The following is a 19,368-nucleotide window of genomic DNA, read 5'->3' as shown; positions in this document are numbered from 1 at the left end:
CGGTGCGGAACGGACCGCCGCCCGCGTCCGTTCGATTCAAGCGTCGCCGGACTCCGAGGTCTGCGGTCCGGCCGCCCCCACGTCGTCGATCCGGTAGCGAGTGGTGGCTTCGCTCACCCGGGCCTGGTCGATCTCACCGCGACGCGCCAGCGCGGCGAGCGTCGCCACCACCGTCGACTCGGCGTCCACCAGGAACACCCGCCGTGCGGCGGGACGGGTGTCGGAGAACCCGAAGCCGTCCGCACCGAGCGTGGTCATCTCGCCGGGCACCCACGGGCGGATCAGGTCCGGTACGGCACGCATCCAGTCGCTGACCGCCACCACCGGGCCCGCCGCGGGCCGCAGCGCACGAGTGACGTACGGCTCCCGAGGCTCGGAGTCCGGGTGAAGCAGGTTGTCCCGGTCCACCGCCTCCGCCTCACGCCGGAGTTCCGTCCAGGACGTCGCCGACCACACGTCGGCCGCCACGCCCCACTCGGTGGCGAGCAGCTCCTGGGCGCGCAGTACTTCCGGCATGGCCACGCCGGAGGTCAGCAGCTGTACCCTGGGGCCTCGTTCATCCGCAGCCCGCTTGTAGCGGTACAGGCCGCGCAGCAGACCGTCGACGTCGATCCCCTCCGGTTCGGCGGGCTGCTGATAGGGCTCGTTGTAGACGGTGAGGTAGTAGAAGACGTTCTCCGGCTGCTCCCCGTACATCCGGCGCAGTCCGTCGCGCACGATGTGGGCGATCTCGAACGCCCATGCGGGGTCGTAGGAGACCACTCCCGGATTGGTGGCCGCCAGCAGCTGCGAGTGCCCGTCCGCGTGCTGCAGTCCCTCGCCCACCAGGGTGGTACGGCCGGCGGTGGCGCCGAGCAGGAAACCCCGTGCCATCTGGTCGCCCGCCGCCCAGAGGCCGTCGCCGGTGCGCTGGAACCCGAACATCGAGTAGAAGATGTAGACCGGGATCATCGGTTCGCCGTGGGTGGCGTAGCTCGTCCCGGCCGCGGTGAACGAGGCGACCGAGCCCGCCTCGTTGATCCCCTCGTGCAGGATCTGGCCCTGGTCGCTCTCCCGGTAGGCCAGCATCAGCTGGTAGTCCACCGGGGTATAGGTCTGGCCCGCCGGGTTGTAGATCTTCTGGGAGGGGAACATCGAGTCCATCCCGAAGGTGCGCGCCTCGTCGGGAATGATCGGCACCAGCCGCGGTCCGACCTCGGGATCCTTGGCGAGGTCCTTGAGCAACCGCACGAACGCCATCGTGGTCGCCACTTCCTGCTTGCCCGAGCCCTGGCGCACCACGTCGTAGACCTTGTCGCCGGGAAGTACCAGTGGTTTGGCGGGGGTGCGGCGTTCCGGCAGGTAGCCGCCCAACCTGCTCCGACGCTGCCGCAAATACTGGATCTCCGGGGCGTCGTCACCGGGGTGGTAGTAGGGCGGCAGGTAGGGGTCCTGCTCGAGCTGGGCGTCGGAGATCGGGATGCGCAGGCTGTCCCGGAACAGCTTCAGGTCGTCCAACGCCAGCTTCTTCATCTGGTGCGTGGCGTTGCGTCCTTCGAAGTGGGCTCCGAGCCCGTACCCCTTGATGGTCTTGGCCAGGATGACCGTGGGCTGGCCGTGGTGTTCCATCGCCGCCTTGTAGGCCGCGTAGAGCTTGCGGTAGTCGTGTCCACCCCGACGCAGGCCCCAGATCTGGTCGTCCGTGAAGTTCTTGACCATCTCCTTGGTGCGCGGATCCCGCCCGAAGAAGTGCTCGCGCACGAACGCGCCGTCGTTGGCCTTGTAGGTCTGGTAGTCCCCGTCCGGGGTGGTGTTCATCAGGTTGATCAGCGCGCCGTCCCGATCGGCGTGCAGCAGGGAGTCCCACTCCCGGCCCCAGATGACCTTGATCACGTTCCAGCCCGCGCCGCGGAAGAACGCCTCCAGCTCCTGGATGATCTTGCCATTGCCCCGGACCGGGCCGTCCAGCTGCTGCAGGTTGCAGTTGACCACGAAAGTCAGGTTGTCCAGCCCCTCGTTCGCGGCCACCTGCAGCATCCCGCGCGACTCCGGCTCGTTCATCTCGCCGTCGCCAAGGAAGGCCCAGACGTGTTGGTCACTGGTGTCCTTGATGCCCCGGTCGCGCAGATACCTGTCGAACCTCGCCTGAAAGATCGCGTTCATGGGCGAGAGCCCCATCGACACCGTGGGGAACTCCCAGAAGCCCGGCATCAGGCGTGGATGCGGGTAGGAGGGCAACCCGCCTCCCGGCCCGGCGTGGGAGTACTCCTGGCGGAACCCGTCGAGCTGATCGGCCGACAGGCGCCCCTCCAGGAAAGCCCGCGCGTAGATTCCGGGGGAGGCGTGTCCCTGGATGTAGAGGTGGTCCCCGCCGCCCGGATCGTTCCTGCCTCGGAAGAACCAGTTGAACCCGACCTCGTAGAGGCTCGCCGAGGACGCGAAGGAGGAGATGTGTCCGCCCACGCCGATACCGGGACGCTGGGCGCGGTGCACCATCATGGCGGCGTTCCAGCGCATCCAGGCCCGGTAGCGGCGCTCGGTCTCCTCGTCCCCTGGAAACCAGGGCTCCAGTTCGGTCGGGATCGTGTTGACGTAGTCGGTACCGGTCAGCGAGGGCACGCCCACCCCGGTCTCGCCCGCGCGCTGGAGCAGCCGCAGCATCAGGTACCGGGCACGCTGCTTACCCGCGACGGACAGCACCGAGTTGAACGACTCGAGCCATTCCTCGGTTTCCTCCGGAGCGATGTCCGGAATGTGCGAGGCCAGACCGTTTCGGATCACCCGCACACGTTGTGGGGAGTTCGCGCCACCGGTCTCGTTGTTGTGCGGGGTCAAGGGGTCTCCTGAGGAAGTCGTGCGCGTGCTTGCCGGAGGCTCGCGATCCGGCAGCCTCATCGTCTCCCATCGTGCTGCACGGATGCGAACCGCCACAGTTACCACTCGGTACGAACACGACCCGGGTTGTGTGGTGGCCGTAGTACCGTCAGTCTCGTGGCGTGACGCGTAACGGACAACACGAGCACCGCTTCGATTTCGCGGGCGCGCGCTCGCGCGGGAAGCCGGTGTGGTCCTCGGAAGCGGGGGCGGATGCTGTTCGCTGTTCGGTCACTGTCAGTGTTGATACGTCGTATCGTGCGATCTGCGGTTGCGTTGATGCCCGTCGACGGTGTTCGCTTACGGCAAGATCGTGCAAACTTGTCTCGTGCGTTGGGTGAAGCACCTGCGCACACGAGAATTGGAGGAGTGAGAAAGCCGTGGTCGCCGCGGAAGACGCCGGTAGGAACGAAACCGACGTCGCCGAGAAGCTCGATATCGAGCCAGACATGGTGGTGCAGGAGATCGGCTGGGACGAGGATGTCGATGACACCGTCCGAGAAGCGATCGAGCAGCGTTGCGGAGGCGAACTGCTCGACGAGGATGCCGACGAAGTGGTCGATGTCGTCTTGCTGTGGTGGCGTGACGAAGACGGCGATCTCACGGACACACTTCTCGACATCATGGCGCCCCTGGCCGAGGAAGGCGTCATCTGGGTGATGACGCCCAAGACCGGCCTCGATGGGCACGTCGAACCCAGCGACATCGCCGAAGCAGCCGCTACTTCCAACCTCGCACAGACCTCCAACCTGAGTCTCGGCGACAAGTGGACGGGAACCAGGCTGGCCTATCGCAAGCCCGCCAAGACCAAGCGGTGACGACTCCCACGCACCGGTAACCGGCTGGCTGCCGGTGCGCTCGTCGTCCCGATCGGTGTAGGTTCGGCGCCGGAACGCTGTCGTCGAACAGAAGGGTGGGCGCATGACGCTCGAGGTCGGTGCCACAGCGCCGGACTTCACGTTGCCGGATTACAACAAGGAGAAGGTGTCGCTGTCGGATTTCCGCGGCGACAAGAACGTGTTGCTGGTCTTCTACCCGTTCGCCTTCAGCGGCGTCTGCCAGGGCGAGCTCTGCCAGGTCCGCGACGACCTCGGTGACTTCCAGAACGAGCGTGTCCAGGTGCTCGGAGTCTCGGTCGACTCCCCGTTCGCACTGAAGGCATGGGCCGAGCAGGAGGGTTACACCTTCCCGCTGCTGTCCGACTTCTGGCCGCACGGCGAAGTCGCCAAGGCTTACGGAGTCTTCAACGAGCAGGCCGGCATGGCCAATCGGGGAACCTTCCTCATCGACACCGAGGGCAAGGTTCGATTCGCCGAGATGAACCAACCCGGTGAGCCTCGTGACCAGGACGCCTGGCGAAAGGCGCTCGCGGAAGTATCCGCGTGACACCTCACGATGGCCGACCTGTAGGATACGGGTCGGCCATCGGCGAGGGCGCATAGCTCAGCGGAAGAGCACCTGCCTTACAAGCAGGGGGTCGCTGGTTCGAGCCCAGCTGCGCCCACCGCTTTTCAACTGCGAAAACGGATCCTGGTGTGATCGACAGGAGCCGTTTCGTTCTCTTCCGGTCTCGGTTGCGGCGATCGGCTCACGGGACTGCTCGATCGGAGTGGCAGGGGACGTTTCGTCGAAGACCGTGCGACAGATCGGTGAGTGGCACTGCCGGTTGGATCGGCTCGACCGGCCAGGGCTCTGTGGTTGCTCGGAAGACCCCACGGACGCTCGCTGTTGTACCGGGGATCGAGGTTGGGCCTACACCGGGAGCGGTTCCCGTGCCGGCGATATCCTCGGGTGCCCGAGGAGGGAGACGCTCTCGAGCGATTCGTTCGCAGTCATTCGTGTTCGGGGATGTCGAGGTTCGCGTCTCGGGAGTGGTCTGTATCGTCCCCGGAGTGACCTGAGGAGCCCTCGTGATTTCGAACGGCTCGTCCGCCCCTGCCATCGCGACCCTCGCGCACGCTCGTGCCGGTGATGTGGTGCGTTCGGTGCTCACCGCGCAACGCGTCGCCCGGAGGATCGGAGGCACGCCATCGTCGTGTTCGATGCGCGGTCTCGCTCTCCCGGTGCGATCAATCGATTTTTCAGTGAATTTCCCTCAGGGGTATTGGGGCGAGAGAATGTGAGGGTGAGTATTTTTCGTTCTGGCCGCCCCGCGCGTGGTGGCAGCCCGGGTGCGGAGTGAGCGAAGATGATTGTCATGAGAAAATTCGTCTCGGTGCTTCGGGGCTCCACGCGAAGGTGCCTGCCCTTCCCCGGAGGAAGGGCAGGCACCTGCTCCCCGATCGGTGGGAGTCCCGATCAGCCCGTGGCCCGGATGGGTAGTTCTCCCCGGAAACTCACAGGTAGCGGTTGAGCAGACCGGCTCCGCCGTTGCCACCGGTCGCGTCACCGCCGTTGCCGCCGTCACCACCGACACAGTAGATGGTGGCCTCGGCTTCGTCCTTGACGATGTTCTCGCACTCGACGTCGCCGCCGTTGCCACCGTTGCCGCCGGTGGCCTCGCCGCCGTCGCCGCCTTCGAAGTAGTTCACGGTCACCGGCGCCTGGGCGTTCTTCTGGTCGTCCTTGCCGTCCTCAGCCAGCGCGGGTGATCCCACCGCCAGGAATCCGGCGGCGATAGAGGCGATGGCCATCGTGCGAACAGAGGTACGCATCTTGCTCCAATCCTGTGACGTTTTCGTGTCCCGGAGGGGAGGAATCGTGATGAGACAACTCCATAATTCCGTCCGGTGGTACCGATGATGGTTTCGTTGGTCGCGTTCGGCATGACGCGTACTACGAAAGGATGAAACTCGTGGTTCGGGCTTGCTGTTTTGTTTCGAGGTCGCCTATCTGTGAATCCTTTTGGAGAAATTGATTCTGTTGCGTTCCGGGGTGATTCAGATCGTTGGCGAAACATGAAGAATGACCGAAAACTGCATGAAGGGGAACTCACGTGACCCGGGGAATTCCCGGAGCCGGAGTACGTGTCCCGTTTCGCTCCACCCGCGTCACGAGGTCCACGGATCCGTGCCTCCCACGGAAAGCGGCGCGGGTGCGGCGCGCCGCGCCGTGCGGCCGACGAGCGTCGTGGGGTGAGAACTTCTCTCGACGAGCGCAGCGACATCCCCGTCCGACGTGGTCTGCGCCGAAGACGGGTGAGACGGATCGAGCGGCCAACACCGGGGCACCTGTCGTCCCCACCCGGACCCCCGTCAGCAGGGTGACTGCTCCCGCGAACCTCCTGTGACGCGCCGTTCGCCCTCGCCACGGATCGGCTGATCATTTCCTCATTTCCCTCGATCGGGTAAGTTTGTCGCTCGGCGCGCTACGGTGGCGGGTTCCGAGGGCGGAGTCCGGCACGATGTGCGCCTGTCGTCACGGCGTGAACCCCGACCGTCGATCGCGGAGGCTGACCCATGGTCTGGATGCTCTACGGCGCCACCGGTTACACCGGCCGGTTGGTCGCGGAGCTCGCCGTGCGACGCGGACAACGACCGGTGCTCGCCGGACGCGACCCACGCAAACTCGCCGCCACCGCCGTGCCGCTCGGGCTGGAGTACCGGACGCTGGACCTGCGGGACACCCATCGGCTCGACGCGTGCCTGCGGGAAGTCGACACCGTGGCGCACTGCGCCGGTCCGTTCTCCGCGACCTCGGCTCCGATGGTCGATGCCTGCCTGCGTACCGGGACCCACTATCTGGACATCACGGGTGAGGTCGACGTTTTCGAGGCCGTCTTCGCGCGGGACGCCGAGAGCAGGGCGGCGGGAGTGACGCTGTTGCCCGGCGCCGGTTTCGACGTGGTGCCGACCGACTGCCTGGCCGCGATGGTCGCCGCCGAACTGCCCGATGCCACCGATCTCGATCTCGCGTTCACCACCACCGGTGGTATCAGCCCGGGGACGTTGAAGAGCGCGTTGGAGGGTGTGTCGTTGGGTGGTCGTGTCCGGTTGGAGGGCGCACTGCGCGACGTGCCCGTTGGCTGGCGCAGGCGCACGGTCGACTTTCCGGGTGGACAGCGCGTCGTGACCTCGTTGCCCTGGGGAGATGTGGCGACGGCTTACCGAACCACCGGCATCGGGAATATCACGGCCTTCGCGGGGTTGCCCGGCCTCGACCGGATGAATCCGACCGCCGCGCGGCTCACGCGAGATCTGTTCGGCCACCGCCGGGTTCGGCGCCTCGCCAACACCGCGATCGACGCCTTCGTGCGGGGGCCGGGTCGTGGCAGCAGGTCGGCCAGTCGTGTGGAGGTCTATGCCGAGGCCGGTGATGCGGTGGGCAACTCGGTCAGTGCCGCGCTGATCGGGCCGGACACCTATGATCTCACCGCCGACGCGGTGCTGCGTGTGGTCGCCGCGATCGAGGCGGGTGGGGTCCCGACCGGTACGCGTACCCCCGCTACGGCCCTCGGTGCCGACTTCGTGCGTTCCCTCGAAGGCGTGCGCGTGGTGGAACCCCGGCACTTTCCGGCATAGGTGCGCTTCCGGAAGCTGCCGTGCCCCGGCGGCGGACGCGAGCGAGGTGGTTCGGGAGCCGGTAGGCGTGTCTCCGGTGCTCCGAACGGGTGATGTTCGAGCGCGTCGCGCCAGTTCGGTGATCGATTTCAGTACCCTCGGTTCGCGAGTCCGGCGAGCGCGCGACGGCTCGCACTCCGAACGTGGTTGGAAGTTCATGACCGAACACGCCGATTCGATCGAACTGACACTGGTACCGGTAACCGGGACCGACCGTGCCGCGCTGGATCGGCTCACCCGTTCGTTGGAACACGAACTGCTCGGACTGCGAATCGAATCCCTGCGCCGATGCGACCGCGCTCCCGGCCTCGGCGAGCTCGGTGAGGAGCGGGTGGGCACTCGTGAGTTCGTGGTGCGCGGTCTGCTGTCCGGCTCGGGCGTCCGGAAGATCGTCGCGTTGGTGCAGTCCTGGCTGCGACGCAACAACCAGCAGAGCGTGATCCTGCGGTTGGGTGCGGACAGCGTGGAGATAACCGGCTCCCCCACACGTAAGGCGCACCAGCTGCTCAAGGACTTCTACCGCCGCTACGACGAGGAGTGAGCTCCGAGCGCCGTTCACTCCGCTGCCGCCACTGCCGGGGTGCGCCGACCTGACCGGCAGTGCGTGAGTCGTGGTTTCCCTGGGGAGTATTCCGCCGTGCCGACGGATCCCGACGCCGCACGGTATCGACGGCGGCAGGAGTCGGAACACGCTCGTACATCGCCGGGCTGCTCGCGGGCTCGTCCCGGTTGTCGGTTCCCGCGCGACCGATGCCGTAGGCTCCGCCGACCACGCCTTCCCGGCCGAGAGCGATTCCCTAATCGCTGAGGAGGAGTCCGTCATGAGATCACCGCACGTCACGGACGAGCGCATCGAGGGACTGCTGGGTCGTCTCGACGTCGAACGCAAGGTCCGACTGATCAGCGGGACCGATTTCTGGCACACCCCTGCCGAGCCCGCGATCGGGTTGCGAAGCATGTTCCTCTCCGACGGACCTTCCGGAGTGCGCGGGGAGTTCTGGGACGAGCGTGATCCGTCGAGCTGTCTGCCTTCACCCACGGCTCTCGCGGCGACCTGGGACGAGTCGACGGTTGCCCGAGCCGCTGGACTTCTCGCCGCCGAGGCGCGCCGCAAGGGGGTGCACGTGGTGCTCGGCCCGACGATCAACCTGCATCGCAGTCCGCTCGGGGGGAGGCATTTCGAATGTTTCTCCGAGGATCCGCTGCTGACCGGGCGGATGGCCGAAGCCTATGTCACCGCGCTGCAGGAAGCGGGTACGGCCGCGACCCCGAAGCACTACGTCGCCAACGACTCCGAGACCGAGCGCTACACCGTCGACGTCCGGGTGGACGAGCGCACCCTGCGCGAGGTTCTCCTGGCGCCGTTCGAACGCGTGGTCGCCGCGGGCGCCTGGTTGGTCATGTCCGCTTACAACGGGGTGAACGGCCACACCATGACCGAACACCCGTTGCTGACCGATCCACTGCGCGCGGAATGGGGCTTCGACGGGGTGGTGATTTCGGACTGGACCGCCGTGCGCAGCACGGATTCAGCAGCGGCCGGCAACGATCTCGCCATGCCGGGACCTTCCGAAGTTTGGGGCGAGCCGTTGCTCGCCGCCATCCGTGCCGGACGGATCCCCGAAACCGCTGTCGACGAGAAGGTGCGCCGGATCATTCGGCTGGCCGCGCGTGTCGGCGCGCTCGACGAGCCGGCTCCGCTCGAGAACCCCGCCCCGCTCGAGAACCCGGCTCCGCTCGAGAACCCGGCTCCGCTCGAGAACCCGGCTCCGCTCGAGAACCCCGCCCCGCGTGGTGCCTCGCCAACGACATCGGAACGGAGTCGAGTCCTTCGGGAGATCGCCGCCGACTCGATGGTGTTGCTGCGTAACGAGGGGCCGCTGCTTCCGCTGCGGCGCTCCGAGCTGGGCAGGGTGGCGGTGCTCGGCCCCAACGCCTCGGCCGCCCGAATCCAGGGAGGTGGCAGCTCCAGCGTGGTGCCGGAGTACGAGGTCTCGCCGCTGGACGGGCTGCGTGCGGCCCTCGAACCCACGACCGAGGTGCTTCATCACGAGGGGGTGGCCGTCCGGGACGGACTCGAACCGGTTCCGGCTGAGATGCTGACCGATCCGGAGACCTCGGAACGCGGAGTGCGGGTACGTTTCCGCGATGCGCGAGGCGAGCTGCTCGCCACCGAGCACCGTGGCACCGCCCAACTGATGTGGACCGGGCCGGAACTGCACGGAGCGGAGACGATCGATGTCCTCGCCAGGTTGCACCCGGTAGCGGGCGGCAAGTACGAACTCGGCGTGGCGGGGATGGGACAGCACGCCCTGTCGGTCGACGGCTCGGTGGTGCTGGAGCGGACGCTCGAACCGGAAGGCGACGATCCGGCGGCGGGCGTTCTCGCCCCGCCGTACGCCACGGTTCCGGTGGAGCTCGAACCGGTGCGTCCGTTCGAGGTGCTCGCCACCCACCGGGTGTCCGGCGCGCCGCTCAGCGCCGTGACGTTGGGACTGCTTCCGGAACGGCCGGACGAGGAGCGGGAGTTCTCCGGGGCCGTGTCGGCCGCTTCCGAGGCCGATGCCGCCGTCGTGGTGGTCGGTACCACCGCTCGGAGCGAGAGCGAGGGCTTCGACCGGGACACGCTCGCGCTGCCCGGGAAGCAGCGCGAACTTCTCCGCGCAGTCGCCAGGGTGAACCCGCGCACCGTCGTGGTGGTGAACTCGGGCGCACCGGTCGAGCTGGAGTGGCACGAGGAGGTTCCCGCCGTGCTGCTGAGCTGGTTCCCCGGGCAGGAGGGCGGTAACGCGCTGGCCGAGGTCCTGCTCGGCGAGAGCGAGCCGGGCGGTCGGCTGCCCACCAGTTGGCCGTTGCGTCAGGAGGACGTCCCCGTGCTCGAAACCCGCCCCGACCACGGGAAGCTGGTCTACGCCGAAGGTCCGCACCTCGGCTACCGGGCGTGGCAGCGAGCCGGGCGGCAGCCCGCGTACTCCTTCGGGCACGGCCTGGGATACACCGAGTGGGAGTACTCCGCACTGCTGGGACCGGACGGGATCGGGGCCGGCGAGGACGCCCTGTTCCGGGTGCGGCTGGCCAATACCGGTGAGCGGCACGGCAAGGAGCTCGTGCAGCTGTACCTGCGGCGGACCGAGTCGGTTGTGGACCGTCCCGCACTGTGGTTGGCGGGATTCGCCGCGATCGAGGCCGCGCCCGGTGAGGAGGTGAGCGTCCCGGTGCGGCTGGAGGGCGCCGCGTTCCGGCACTGGGATTCCGCCACGGGCGGCTGGAGTTTCGAACCCGGCACCTTCAGCGTGCTCGCCGGACGCAGCGTCGCCGACCTTCCGCTGCGCACCGAGCTCACGCTCGACGCCTGAGTTCTCCCGTCCCCTGTCACGTAGCTGCCCGCGGGCGGCAACCGCCGGAACGGTCGCCGCCCGCGGCGTCGATTTCTCGCGAAATCGCCGGACCGTATCCCCGTCAGGACACCGCGCCGTCGAGTCCGTTCCGCAGATCGTGCAGCAGATCGTCGAGCACGATCTCCTCCTCGACGGCACGGCCGGCGCTGGACATGACCTCGGGGAGCTCGGGATCCCATGGTGCCTCGGTGGGGTTCTCGTCCAGGATCCGCAGGTCGGTGCGCCGGGCGGCGGCCCGGTTCACCGTCTCGCGGTAGTCCGCTGCCGACATCCGCCACGGCACGAACCCCGGCCGCTCGTACAGCGCCCCCGCCACGGAGAGCCCCGTCCAGTCGAAGTCGCAGTGCAACCGCAGCACCGCCCCGTCGGCCCGCAGCCGGTCGAGCAGTTCCAGCGCCACCGTGCCGGGACGACCGGACAGGCACACCACCGGATGCCGGACACCCGCGGCCACGGCGGCCTCGAGCGTCCGCGCGCTCTGGCACACCGCGATCACCGTGCCCGGTTCGACCAGGGGTTCCGGGGCGGCCCGGAGGTCGAGGAGTGTCAGGTGCGTCGGCAGTCCCAGCTCGGTGCGTTCCCGCACGGTGCTCGACCACGTGTCCTGCCCCGCCAGCGGCAGCGCCCAGCAGGGCACCGTGACCGAGATCCCGTCCGGGGTGACTCCGCAGCGTTCCCACAGGTTCCGGCGGTCACGTTCACCGCCCGGTGAGTCCGTGCCGTGCGCCATCGATGCGGCACGCAGCACCACTCGGCTCAGCGTGGTCCCGTTGTCCAGCTCGTACTCGCTCCCGGCGCACCGCGCGGCCAACTCGGTGCGCGACCACCAGCCCCGTGGCTGTCGGTCGGGGTCCAGCACGAGACGGGCCAGTACGGCGGCGGCGTGTTCCGCGATCGCGTCCAGGTCCGAGTCGGCCACCCGTCCGTACTGCCTCACCCAGTCGGTCCATGCCGCGGCCCACGGTTGTTCCGCCAGACCGTGCTCGCTCAGCGCCGCGTGCAGCACCCCGACGGTCCGGTCCTGTTCGCCTCCTCGGCGTCGTGAACCCGACTCCTGCCGGGTGATCGGTCGTTCGTGCAGGATCTCCAGCAGCCGTTCCAGATCGACGCCGTGTTCGCCCGCACGCAGCGATTCATCCAGTTTGGACACATTGATCCTGGTTCCCTGCCCCCACATGGGGCGGCCGTAGACCTCGCCCACCTTCTGGCGAGTCCGCTCGTCCGGCAGCTCCAGCCGGAACGTCGCGGGACGGTCGGCGGCCTCCAGCGCCTGCCTGGCGCGTTCCCAGAGGCCCCGCAGCTCCGGCAGGTCCCAGACGGCGCGAATGCTCTCGGGATCGTTCAATGTTCCGTCCGCTCCAGACCGCGACCGTTCCACACGGTGTGGGTGCAGGCGATTCCGTGCCCGCTGCGCGGTCGCAGCACGTCGTAGATGTGCATCTTCGGGATCTTGGGGGAAACCCCCCAACCGCTCGGCCAGGTGATCATCCAGTCCATGTCCAGATCCACCAGCAACCCCAGCATACGTGCCACCGTCGGGTCGTCCAGGCGCTCGAACGCCTCGTCCAGCAGCACGAGTCGCAACGGGTCGTGCTGCTGGGACGCGGACTCGATGGCGTCGTAGAACGAAGCGGCCGCCGCGAACAGGGTCACGTAGGACACCAGCCGGGTTTCCCCCGAGGACAACTGCCGCAGTCGCCGCACCCGCTGCCGGTTGTCGGGGCCGGAGTCGCGGACCCGCACCGTGAACTCGTACCAGTCCCGGTAGTCCAGCGCCTTGGCCAGGATCTCACCGTAACCGCCGGAAACGCTCTCCCGCTGCGACTCGATCAGCTCGGTGAAGACCCGACGCAGCAGGGCGTCCTCCTGCTCCCCGCGTTCCGCGAACGGTTTCCGGACCACCTCGATGGCCTGCCGCAGGTCCTCACTCAGCGCGGTGGCGGGCTGCCAGTCCAGCTGCACGTGCACCCCCTGACTGGAGCGCGCCCCCTCCAGCACCCGATTCATCCGGTCGCACAGATCCCGGGCCACCGCGATCTGGTCGCGCAGCCGCTCCGCGAGATCGCGGATGAGGTAGTCGGCGAAGATCGACCGGTACTGTTCGTTGAGGTACTCGCGCTGCTCGACCAACCGACGGCTTATCCGCAGGGCCGCCTCGGCGACGGGCAGCGGCCCCTCCTCGCCGATCACGGTCACGGTCAGCACCTCGTCCTCCTCGGCCGTGGTGACGTCGAAGTGACCGCTCAGCGACTGCTGCAACGGGTGCAGTTTGTCGTGCACCGCCTTGGCCGTCGTGCTACCCGGTGACGAGCGGGTCACCGCGGTGGACAGCAGCGCGGTGGCCGCCTCCTCGACCCCATCGGGGGATTCGGGCAGCTCCCCCTCGGTGGCCGCCACGGCCGCTGCCCACAGCCCCGGTAGCTCCATCGCCCGACGCAGCGCGCTCGCCGCGGCGCGGCTCTCCGACTCGCGCTCGGAGAGCCGGGCACGAGCCGCTGTCAGCTTCTCGTCGAGTTTCCCGGCCTCCTCCCGGGCAGCGGCGATCCGCTCCCTGACTTCGGGGAGCCGCTCGCGGAGCTGTTCCTGCTCCCGCGTGAGCTCGGCGACCTGTTCGGCGACCCGCTTGCCCTCGTCGTCGACGGAGGCGGTCAACTCCGCCAGGGCGGCGGCCTGCTCGGCGTGGTTCGCGCAGTGCTGTTCGGCGAGTGACTCCGCCGCCATCCGGTCGGCGACCGTCGCGTCGTGGTGCAGCACCGTGGTGCCCAACTGCTTCAACGTGCCGAGGCATCGTGACCCGACTGCCTCTCGCAGGGTTTCCAACGCCCGGCGGGCGTCCGTGGCGGCGCGGTTGGCCTCCTGCAGCGCTTCGGTCTCCGGTTGCAACCCCGCTCGGCCCGCAGCGCGGGACAGCTCGGAACGCATCGCCTGCCAGCGTGCCTCCGCCTGTTCGTGGGCCTGCCGCGACCGGTTCGCGGTGCGCTGTGCCTCGTCCGCGTCGTCGACGGCGCTGCTCAGTCTCGCGTGCGCGCTGAACAGTTCGTCGTCGTCCGGATAGGACTCCAGCTCGCGCTCCAGCGACTCGGCATGTCGTGCCGAGGCGGCCCGCTGCCGCTCCACCTCACCGAGTTCCGCCCGAAGTTCCGCCAGCTCGGCCTCCAACTCGGTAATGCGCTGCTGCCGGGCGGCGTTGCGAGCCCCCGCGCCCACGTACTCGGCCGTTTCCTTGCGCCAGGCGCCGGAGAGCACCCCGGTGCGCCAGTGGCCGTCGGTACGCACCGCTGTTCCCGCCGTGTCGGCCACTGCTACCGAACGCAGCAACGCTTCGATCCGCGCATCGGGGACGCAGCAGTCGGGTTCGGCGGCGGGGACGAGCAGGTCGGCCAGGGAGCCGGCGGTGAGCCGCTCGCCCGGTGTCGCCACCACGTCGGCTGTGGCGGCGTCCGTGGCGGTGCCGTCGGCTGTCACCCACGCGTTGAGCAGCCCGCAGGCCTCCAGCGCACCTTCCAGCGCAGCGCGTTCGGACTCGGGGAGCGATTCCGCGAAGTCCACCAGCCGGTAGAACGCCTCGCCCGAGGCCGGATCCCGTTCCGGGGTGGCCCGGTTCGGCGAGGCAGGTACCCGCTCGCCGCCGGAACGCAGTTCCGCGAGTTCGGTGTCGCGTTCCGACACCGCCGAGCGGGTCTCCGCCAGCTTCCGATCCAGTTCGGTGATGCGCATCCGCACGCGATGCAGCACCGGCTGCGCCCACTCGCGCATCCGTTCCCTGCCGCCGCGCGCCGCGAATCGGTCGGCTGTCAACTGCTCCGGCGTCGGGGACTCCGGGGGCGGGGGTGTTCCCGGGGCCTCGCTCGCCAGGGCGCTGTCGTGCCACCAGCGTCGAACCCGGTCCAGCCATGTCACGGCGGTGTCGTAGAGGTCCTGCCGTACCTGGTTGCGCCGCGCGGCGGCCTCCGTGGCGGTCACCTTCGCCGCTTCGGCCTGCCGTTCGGCGTCGGAGACCTCGGCCCGCTGCCGATCCGTCTCCTCGGCCTGCTGTCGCAGTGTCAGGGTCAACGCACCGCGTTCCCGCGCGGCCTCGACCGCCGCGGCGGCATGCTCGTCCACCTCACGCAGCCGGGAGGCGAGTTCCTCGGTGTCGGGCTGTGGCGGGATGTGCCGTGCCACATCGAGCCATTCGGAACCGCTGTCGGCCGTGCCGCGCACGACCTCCCAGCGGACCGTCGCCTCCGTAGGAGGCATCGTCGGTATCGCCGGTGCCAGCGAACCGTCCAGCCCCGACGCCCTGAGTCCCGCATCGGCCTGGCGGCGGTGCTGTTCGGCCGCGTCGATGTCCGAGCTCAGTCGTTCCAACATGCCCAGCACCGTGGAGGCAGAGCGCTGTTCCTGGTCACGATGCCGTTCGGCCGTGCGGAGCGCGCCTTCCGCCGCGGAGCGCTCGTTGTCCACCAGTGCCCTGCGGTCGTGCAGGTTCTGCAGCTCGGTGTAGGCCGGACTCTGCCGCAACGCACCCAGCGAGGAGTCCAGCTCGCGGTCGCGCTGCTCCAGCTCGCCGACCAGCTCCTCGTTCTCGGAACGTTCGTCCAGTTCGGAACGGTACCGCTCGGCCAGCTCGTCGATCGTCGTGTGCAGCGAGTCGTGCTGCCTGGCCGCCTCTCGGGAGGCCTTCGCCCGCGTGCGCAGCACTGTCAGCGCGTAGTCCGCGTAGGTGGTCAAAAACGAGCTCAGCGCGCTGTCGGCCGTGGTCAGTCGCAGGATGTTCTCGCGGATCGACTCCAGGTCCTCGAACGAGGTCGCCAGCCGCTGTATCAGCGTCGAGTCCAGCGGTGGCAGCGCGTCGGACAGGATCTGTTCGAGCTGTCCCTCCTGCACTCGCAGCCCGACGTCGGGATTGCGCAGCGTGCGTTGCAGATGCAGCAGATCGCCGTAGCGCTCCGGGGTGATGCCGTAAACCGTGCCCGCGATCCGGGCCCGGAAGGACTGCTCGTCGTGCAGGCACTCCGCACCCAGCTCATCGCGCAGCTGGGGCTGGCTCAGCGGCACCTCCCCCGACCCGATCAACCGCAGGTCGTGCTCGACCCGGCGTTCGGTGACGAACCGCCACGAATCGCTGATCTGGTTCGAGGTCGCGGTGGCCTTCACTCCGATCCCACAGGTCAGAAACCGCTCGGAGCCGTCGCGTGCCGTCCTGGACAGTTCCACCCAGGCGTAGCCGAGCCGGTTGCCCCCGCTCTCACGTTCGTCGAGCATCAGCCGCTTCATGCTGACCGTGTCGAATCCCTTGGACCCGATCTGTCGCAGATCACCGTCCAGACACAGCGGCAGCAACAACTCCAGGGTTCGGGACTTTCCGGAGCCGTTGGTCCCCTGGAAGATCGCGCGTCCCCCGCTGAGGTCGAACGTCTGGTTGGCGTACTGCCAGATGTTGACCACGCCGCCCCGCCGCAGACGCCACCGGCCACCGACTTCTTCCCGCCCTGGGGAGTCTCCGCCGGGAGCGGTCGAAAGGTGCTGTCCTGCAGCGCCGTCGGGCCTCGTCACCGCTTCCGTGCTCACCGGGCGGTTTCTCCTTCCGGGTAGTCGAACAACGCGAGGTCGGGTACCGCCGTGTCGGCGGGAGGCTCCGTTTCCCGTTCCGCCGGGGCCGGTTCGCCGTCCGGGATCGGTAGCCAGCGGTGCGCGCTGGGGCTGAGCAGCCACCGCTCCGAATCACCGGACTCGTGCGGGATCAGCACGCCCACCCGCCGCAGCAGATCCATCACCATCGTGACCAGCGAATCCGGATCCTCGATCGCCCGGCGGGACCAGGCTGCCGGATATCTCTCCAGCAGCTCCTCGCACGCCACGCGGAAATCCTCCCGCGCGACCGGGTGCCGGTGATCGCCCTCCCGGGGGGCGGAGCCGTGCAGCAGCGGCGGGATCGCGAGCTGGGCCACGCGCGCCACCGTCGAGCTACCGGGGAACGAGGTGTCGTTGAGGTAGTCCTGCGGATCGGTGGTGGCGATGCCCTCCGAGCGCGACTCGGCCACGATACCGAAGTACCGCTCCAGCAGCCCGGTCTCACCGGTTCGGTGCCTGCGCAGCCAGTTCGCCTGGGCCTCCGGCAGATCCCGGTAGTGCACCACCGGGTCCTCCACCAGCCTGCGTCGCACGGCCTGCTCCACGGTGGCCGCGTGCGCCCCCGTACTGCCCGAGGCCAGTTCCACCAGCCGTTGTGGACCGTCGGCCTCCGACAGCGGTCCGGTCACGAGTTGACCGAGTAGATCGGTGTCGACGGTGATCAGCGCCTCCGCCGTGGCGTCGTTGGCGAGCGGGCCGACCGTGCCCTCGGTCTCGGTGAGCACCCCGAGGGTGACCAGATGGCGCAGTGCGGTGGCCAGCGCCCTGCGTTCGCCGGGTTCGTCGTCGATCGTGATCCCGGCTTCCACGGCGGCCCCCCGGATGTCGTCGATCAGCCGCGAGAGCAGCACCTGCTTTCCGCACCCGGTCAGCGCGGCCAGCGTCAGCGCCACGTAGGCGTAGCCGCGCGGGGTGAGGGTGGGGACCGCCCTGGTGGCGTCCGGGCCGGGGCCGGACTTGTACAACCGTGCGTACCGTCTGCGGATCACCAGCCGGTAGCCGAGCAGTGTGGCGAACAGTTCCCGCAGCACCGCGCGGTGGCGGTAGATCATGCCCAGCAGGTCGCCGTCCTGGCTCGCCGCGTGCAGTAACGGGCGGCGCAGCAGGGTCCTGGCACAGCGCACCACGTTGGCCGCGTCTATGTCGCCGAGTCGGTCGAACCCCGGAACCGAGGTCTCCCGTGTTCTCATCGGATCGCTCCGTCGGTGACGTTCTCGTGGTTCGCGGATCCGGTCGCGGTGATTTTCCCGGACATCTCGGAGACATCCAGCTCCACCGCCGTCTCTCGCAGGGTGAGTTCGCCGCGCACGCTGGAAATCGTGGTCGGGCTCTCCGGGGCGTGCCGGATTCGCAGCCGCAGTCGGTGGACCGGTTCCAGCGCCGTGCGGGTTTCGGTCGGATCCTCCCGGTCGGCCATCGCCAATGTCAGCAGTTCGCACAGCACTTCCAGCGCATCGGCGGAGAGCCTGCTCGCCGTCAGGTTTTCCGCGGTCGCGGCCAGCTCGTCCACGGCGGCGGCACGCCGCTGCTGCTCGGCTCGGCGTTCGTCCAGCAGTTGCCGCTCGGTCATGGGGTCGTGCAGCACCCGCGAGGTGCCGCCGCTGCCGCTCCGGTCGGCGCGGTTGCGAACGTTGACCGGGATCTCCACGCGGTTTCCCGCCAGCCAGCTGGTGGCGTGCTCGTCCCCGTCGTGCGGCGGGGCGGGCTGAAAACATCGGGAGGAGTACAGCCCGAAAGCGGCGGCGTAGAGCCGATGCGCACCGGCCTGATCGGAGTCGTCGAACCAGCGCGCCAGGTGGAGCAGATCGCTCCGGCGCCCGGGTACCGGCCCGCCGCCCGAGGTTGCGTGCTTGACGCTGGCCAGCAACGAGCCGATCGCGCGTGCGGTAGCCTCGCGCAGTGCCGACACCTGGCTCGGCCTGCCCGGTGAGTCCAGGAACCAGTCGGTGAGTTCCTGCCAGTCGGCCCCGGTCCTGCCGCGTGCCCGCTCCACCTCCGCGCCGAGGTCCTCCACGGTGCCCAGCGCCGCCAGCAGTTGCTCCCGACGCCGTGCCAGCACGCTCAACGACGCCGCGATCGGCTCGGTGTGGCGGATCACGTCCTCTACCACCGCCTGGATGTACTCCACCAGCAGATTCCGGAAACCGGATATCTCGCTCGCGTTCAGGTGATGCCTGGTAACCACCTGGCCGAGGTAGGCGTAGAAGTCGCGAACCGTGTCGGCGAGCTCGGAGTGCTGCAGGAAGACCGTGGTTACCTGTTCCGAGAGGCGCTCCCTGGTCCGTTCCGGCAGTGTCTCGACGCTCGTCTCCTCGGGAAGCAGTTCCACGATCCCGTGCAGCCCGCGCTCGATGGCGGGCAGCAACTCCTTGGAGACTTCCCGTGCGCCCTCGGGAACCCGCAGCAGCGCGTCCACGTCCCGCTGCACCCGCACACCCAGCTTGCTCACCTGGAAGCGCACGCTGCCGTGCTGGAACTCCGCGATGCTGGACGCGGTGGTCTCGCGCCTGCCGTGGGTCAGGTTGCCCCATTCGCGGAGCTTGCGCAGCCGTTCGACCACTGTCGACAGCTCGGACTCACCTTCGGCGATCCTGCCCTCGCGTTCGGCCACCGCCAGCGTGCCCGCCACCTCCGCCGCGGAGAGGTCCGCCAGCAGTGTGGAGGTGAACAGCCGCATGATCGTCAGGTAGGTGCGGTGGCCGCTCACCTGCAGGTGGCGGTAGAGCAGCAGGCGTCGTTCACCGGAGTCGACGTCCGGGTCCGTCGGAAGCTCCCGTTCGGCCGCCGGACCGTCCGAGACCTCGGCGCCCGCGGTTGTCCCGCCGTGCGGGGAAGCGGTTCTCGCGAGGTCGGCGCCGTCCGTTCCGGCTCCGGTGATCCATTCCGGACCAGGTGGATGCGCGACCGGAGCGGGGTGGGGCGGCACGGCGTTCGGCATCGCCCCGGAGCTCGGTTCGACGGCTTCGTGATCGGCGGTCACGGTCAGCCACGATAACCCCGGA

General features: G+C 68.7%; 11 protein-coding genes and 1 tRNA gene. 6 read left to right on the top strand and 6 right to left on the bottom strand.

The annotated features are described in order from the left end of the window. Window positions 1-36 precede the first annotated feature (36 nt). Window positions 37-2,874: a pyruvate dehydrogenase (acetyl-transferring), homodimeric type gene (aceE, locus tag BLR41_RS18270; protein ID WP_092630536.1), complete on the bottom strand. Its 2,838-nt coding sequence runs from the start codon at window positions 2,872-2,874 to the stop codon at window positions 37-39. A 359-nt stretch (window positions 2,875-3,233) separates the two neighbouring features. On the opposite strand from aceE, the gene BLR41_RS18265 reads away from it, so the two are divergent. The 3 genes from BLR41_RS18265 to BLR41_RS18255 all read left to right on the top strand — a co-directional run bounded on the left by BLR41_RS18265 (window position 3,234) and on the right by BLR41_RS18255 (window position 4,357). Beyond that, entirely contained in the window at window positions 3,234-3,671 is a 438-nt protein-coding gene (locus tag BLR41_RS18265; protein WP_092630533.1) for a DUF3052 domain-containing protein, read from the top strand. 103 nt (window positions 3,672-3,774) lie between these two features. After that, the gene (locus BLR41_RS18260; RefSeq protein ID WP_092630530.1) at window positions 3,775-4,239 is read left to right on the top strand and encodes a peroxiredoxin; all 465 of its coding nucleotides are present in this window, start codon (window positions 3,775-3,777) and stop codon (window positions 4,237-4,239) included. Window positions 4,240-4,285: 46 nt separating this feature from the next. Next, window positions 4,286-4,357 (top strand) — tRNA-Val (locus BLR41_RS18255). Between the two features lie 832 nt (window positions 4,358-5,189). Here BLR41_RS18255 and BLR41_RS18250 read toward each other — a convergent pair. Continuing rightward, window positions 5,190-5,507 carry a hypothetical protein gene (locus BLR41_RS18250; RefSeq protein WP_143013127.1) on the bottom strand — a complete coding sequence of 106 codons (318 nt, stop codon included), beginning with the start codon at window positions 5,505-5,507 and terminating at the stop codon, window positions 5,190-5,192. Window positions 5,508-6,251: 744 nt separating this feature from the next. On the opposite strand from BLR41_RS18250, the gene BLR41_RS18245 reads away from it, so the two are divergent. The 3 genes from BLR41_RS18245 (at window position 6,252) to BLR41_RS18235 (ending at window position 10,708) form a co-directional block, all read left to right on the top strand. Then, on the top strand, window positions 6,252-7,313 hold the full coding sequence (locus BLR41_RS18245) for a saccharopine dehydrogenase family protein (RefSeq protein WP_092630524.1): 1,062 nt from the start codon (window positions 6,252-6,254) through the stop codon (window positions 7,311-7,313). Between the two features lie 196 nt (window positions 7,314-7,509). Beyond that, complete coding sequence (locus BLR41_RS18240) at window positions 7,510-7,893, top strand: hypothetical protein (protein ID WP_143013126.1); 384 nt, start codon at window positions 7,510-7,512, stop codon at window positions 7,891-7,893. Between the two features lie 280 nt (window positions 7,894-8,173). Beyond that, the gene (locus tag BLR41_RS18235; RefSeq protein ID WP_092630518.1) at window positions 8,174-10,708 is read left to right on the top strand and encodes a beta-glucosidase; all 2,535 of its coding nucleotides are present in this window, start codon (window positions 8,174-8,176) and stop codon (window positions 10,706-10,708) included. 103 nt (window positions 10,709-10,811) lie between these two features. Here BLR41_RS18235 and BLR41_RS18230 read toward each other — a convergent pair whose 3' ends face one another. The 4 genes from BLR41_RS18230 to BLR41_RS23180 are packed head-to-tail and all read right to left on the bottom strand — an operon-like array spanning window position 10,812 to window position 19,346. Further along, on the bottom strand, window positions 10,812-12,095 hold the full coding sequence (locus BLR41_RS18230; protein WP_092630515.1) for a DUF2399 domain-containing protein: 1,284 nt from the start codon (window positions 12,093-12,095) through the stop codon (window positions 10,812-10,814). Next, window positions 12,092-16,303 (bottom strand): TIGR02680 family protein, encoded by a 4,212-nt coding sequence (locus tag BLR41_RS18225; protein WP_092630512.1) that lies wholly within the window; start codon window positions 16,301-16,303, stop codon window positions 12,092-12,094. Before BLR41_RS18225 ends, BLR41_RS18230 begins: the two co-directional genes overlap by 4 nt. Continuing rightward, a complete protein-coding gene (locus BLR41_RS18220; RefSeq protein WP_092630509.1) occupies window positions 16,300-17,556 on the bottom strand; it encodes a TIGR02678 family protein in 1,257 nt (418 codons plus the stop codon). The genes BLR41_RS18225 and BLR41_RS18220 overlap by 4 nt, the downstream gene beginning before the upstream one ends. Further along, the gene (locus BLR41_RS23180; protein WP_245694456.1) at window positions 17,553-19,346 is read right to left on the bottom strand and encodes a DUF2397 domain-containing protein; all 1,794 of its coding nucleotides are present in this window, start codon (window positions 19,344-19,346) and stop codon (window positions 17,553-17,555) included. Before BLR41_RS23180 ends, BLR41_RS18220 begins: the two co-directional genes overlap by 4 nt. Window positions 19,347-19,368 lie beyond the last annotated feature (22 nt).

It is taken from the genome of Actinopolyspora mzabensis (assembly GCF_900101095.1).
GTDB lineage: Bacteria > Actinomycetota > Actinomycetes > Mycobacteriales > Pseudonocardiaceae > Actinopolyspora > Actinopolyspora mzabensis.
The sequence above is the reverse complement of the archived record's forward strand: the minus strand, read 5'-3'. Positions and strand labels throughout refer to the sequence as shown.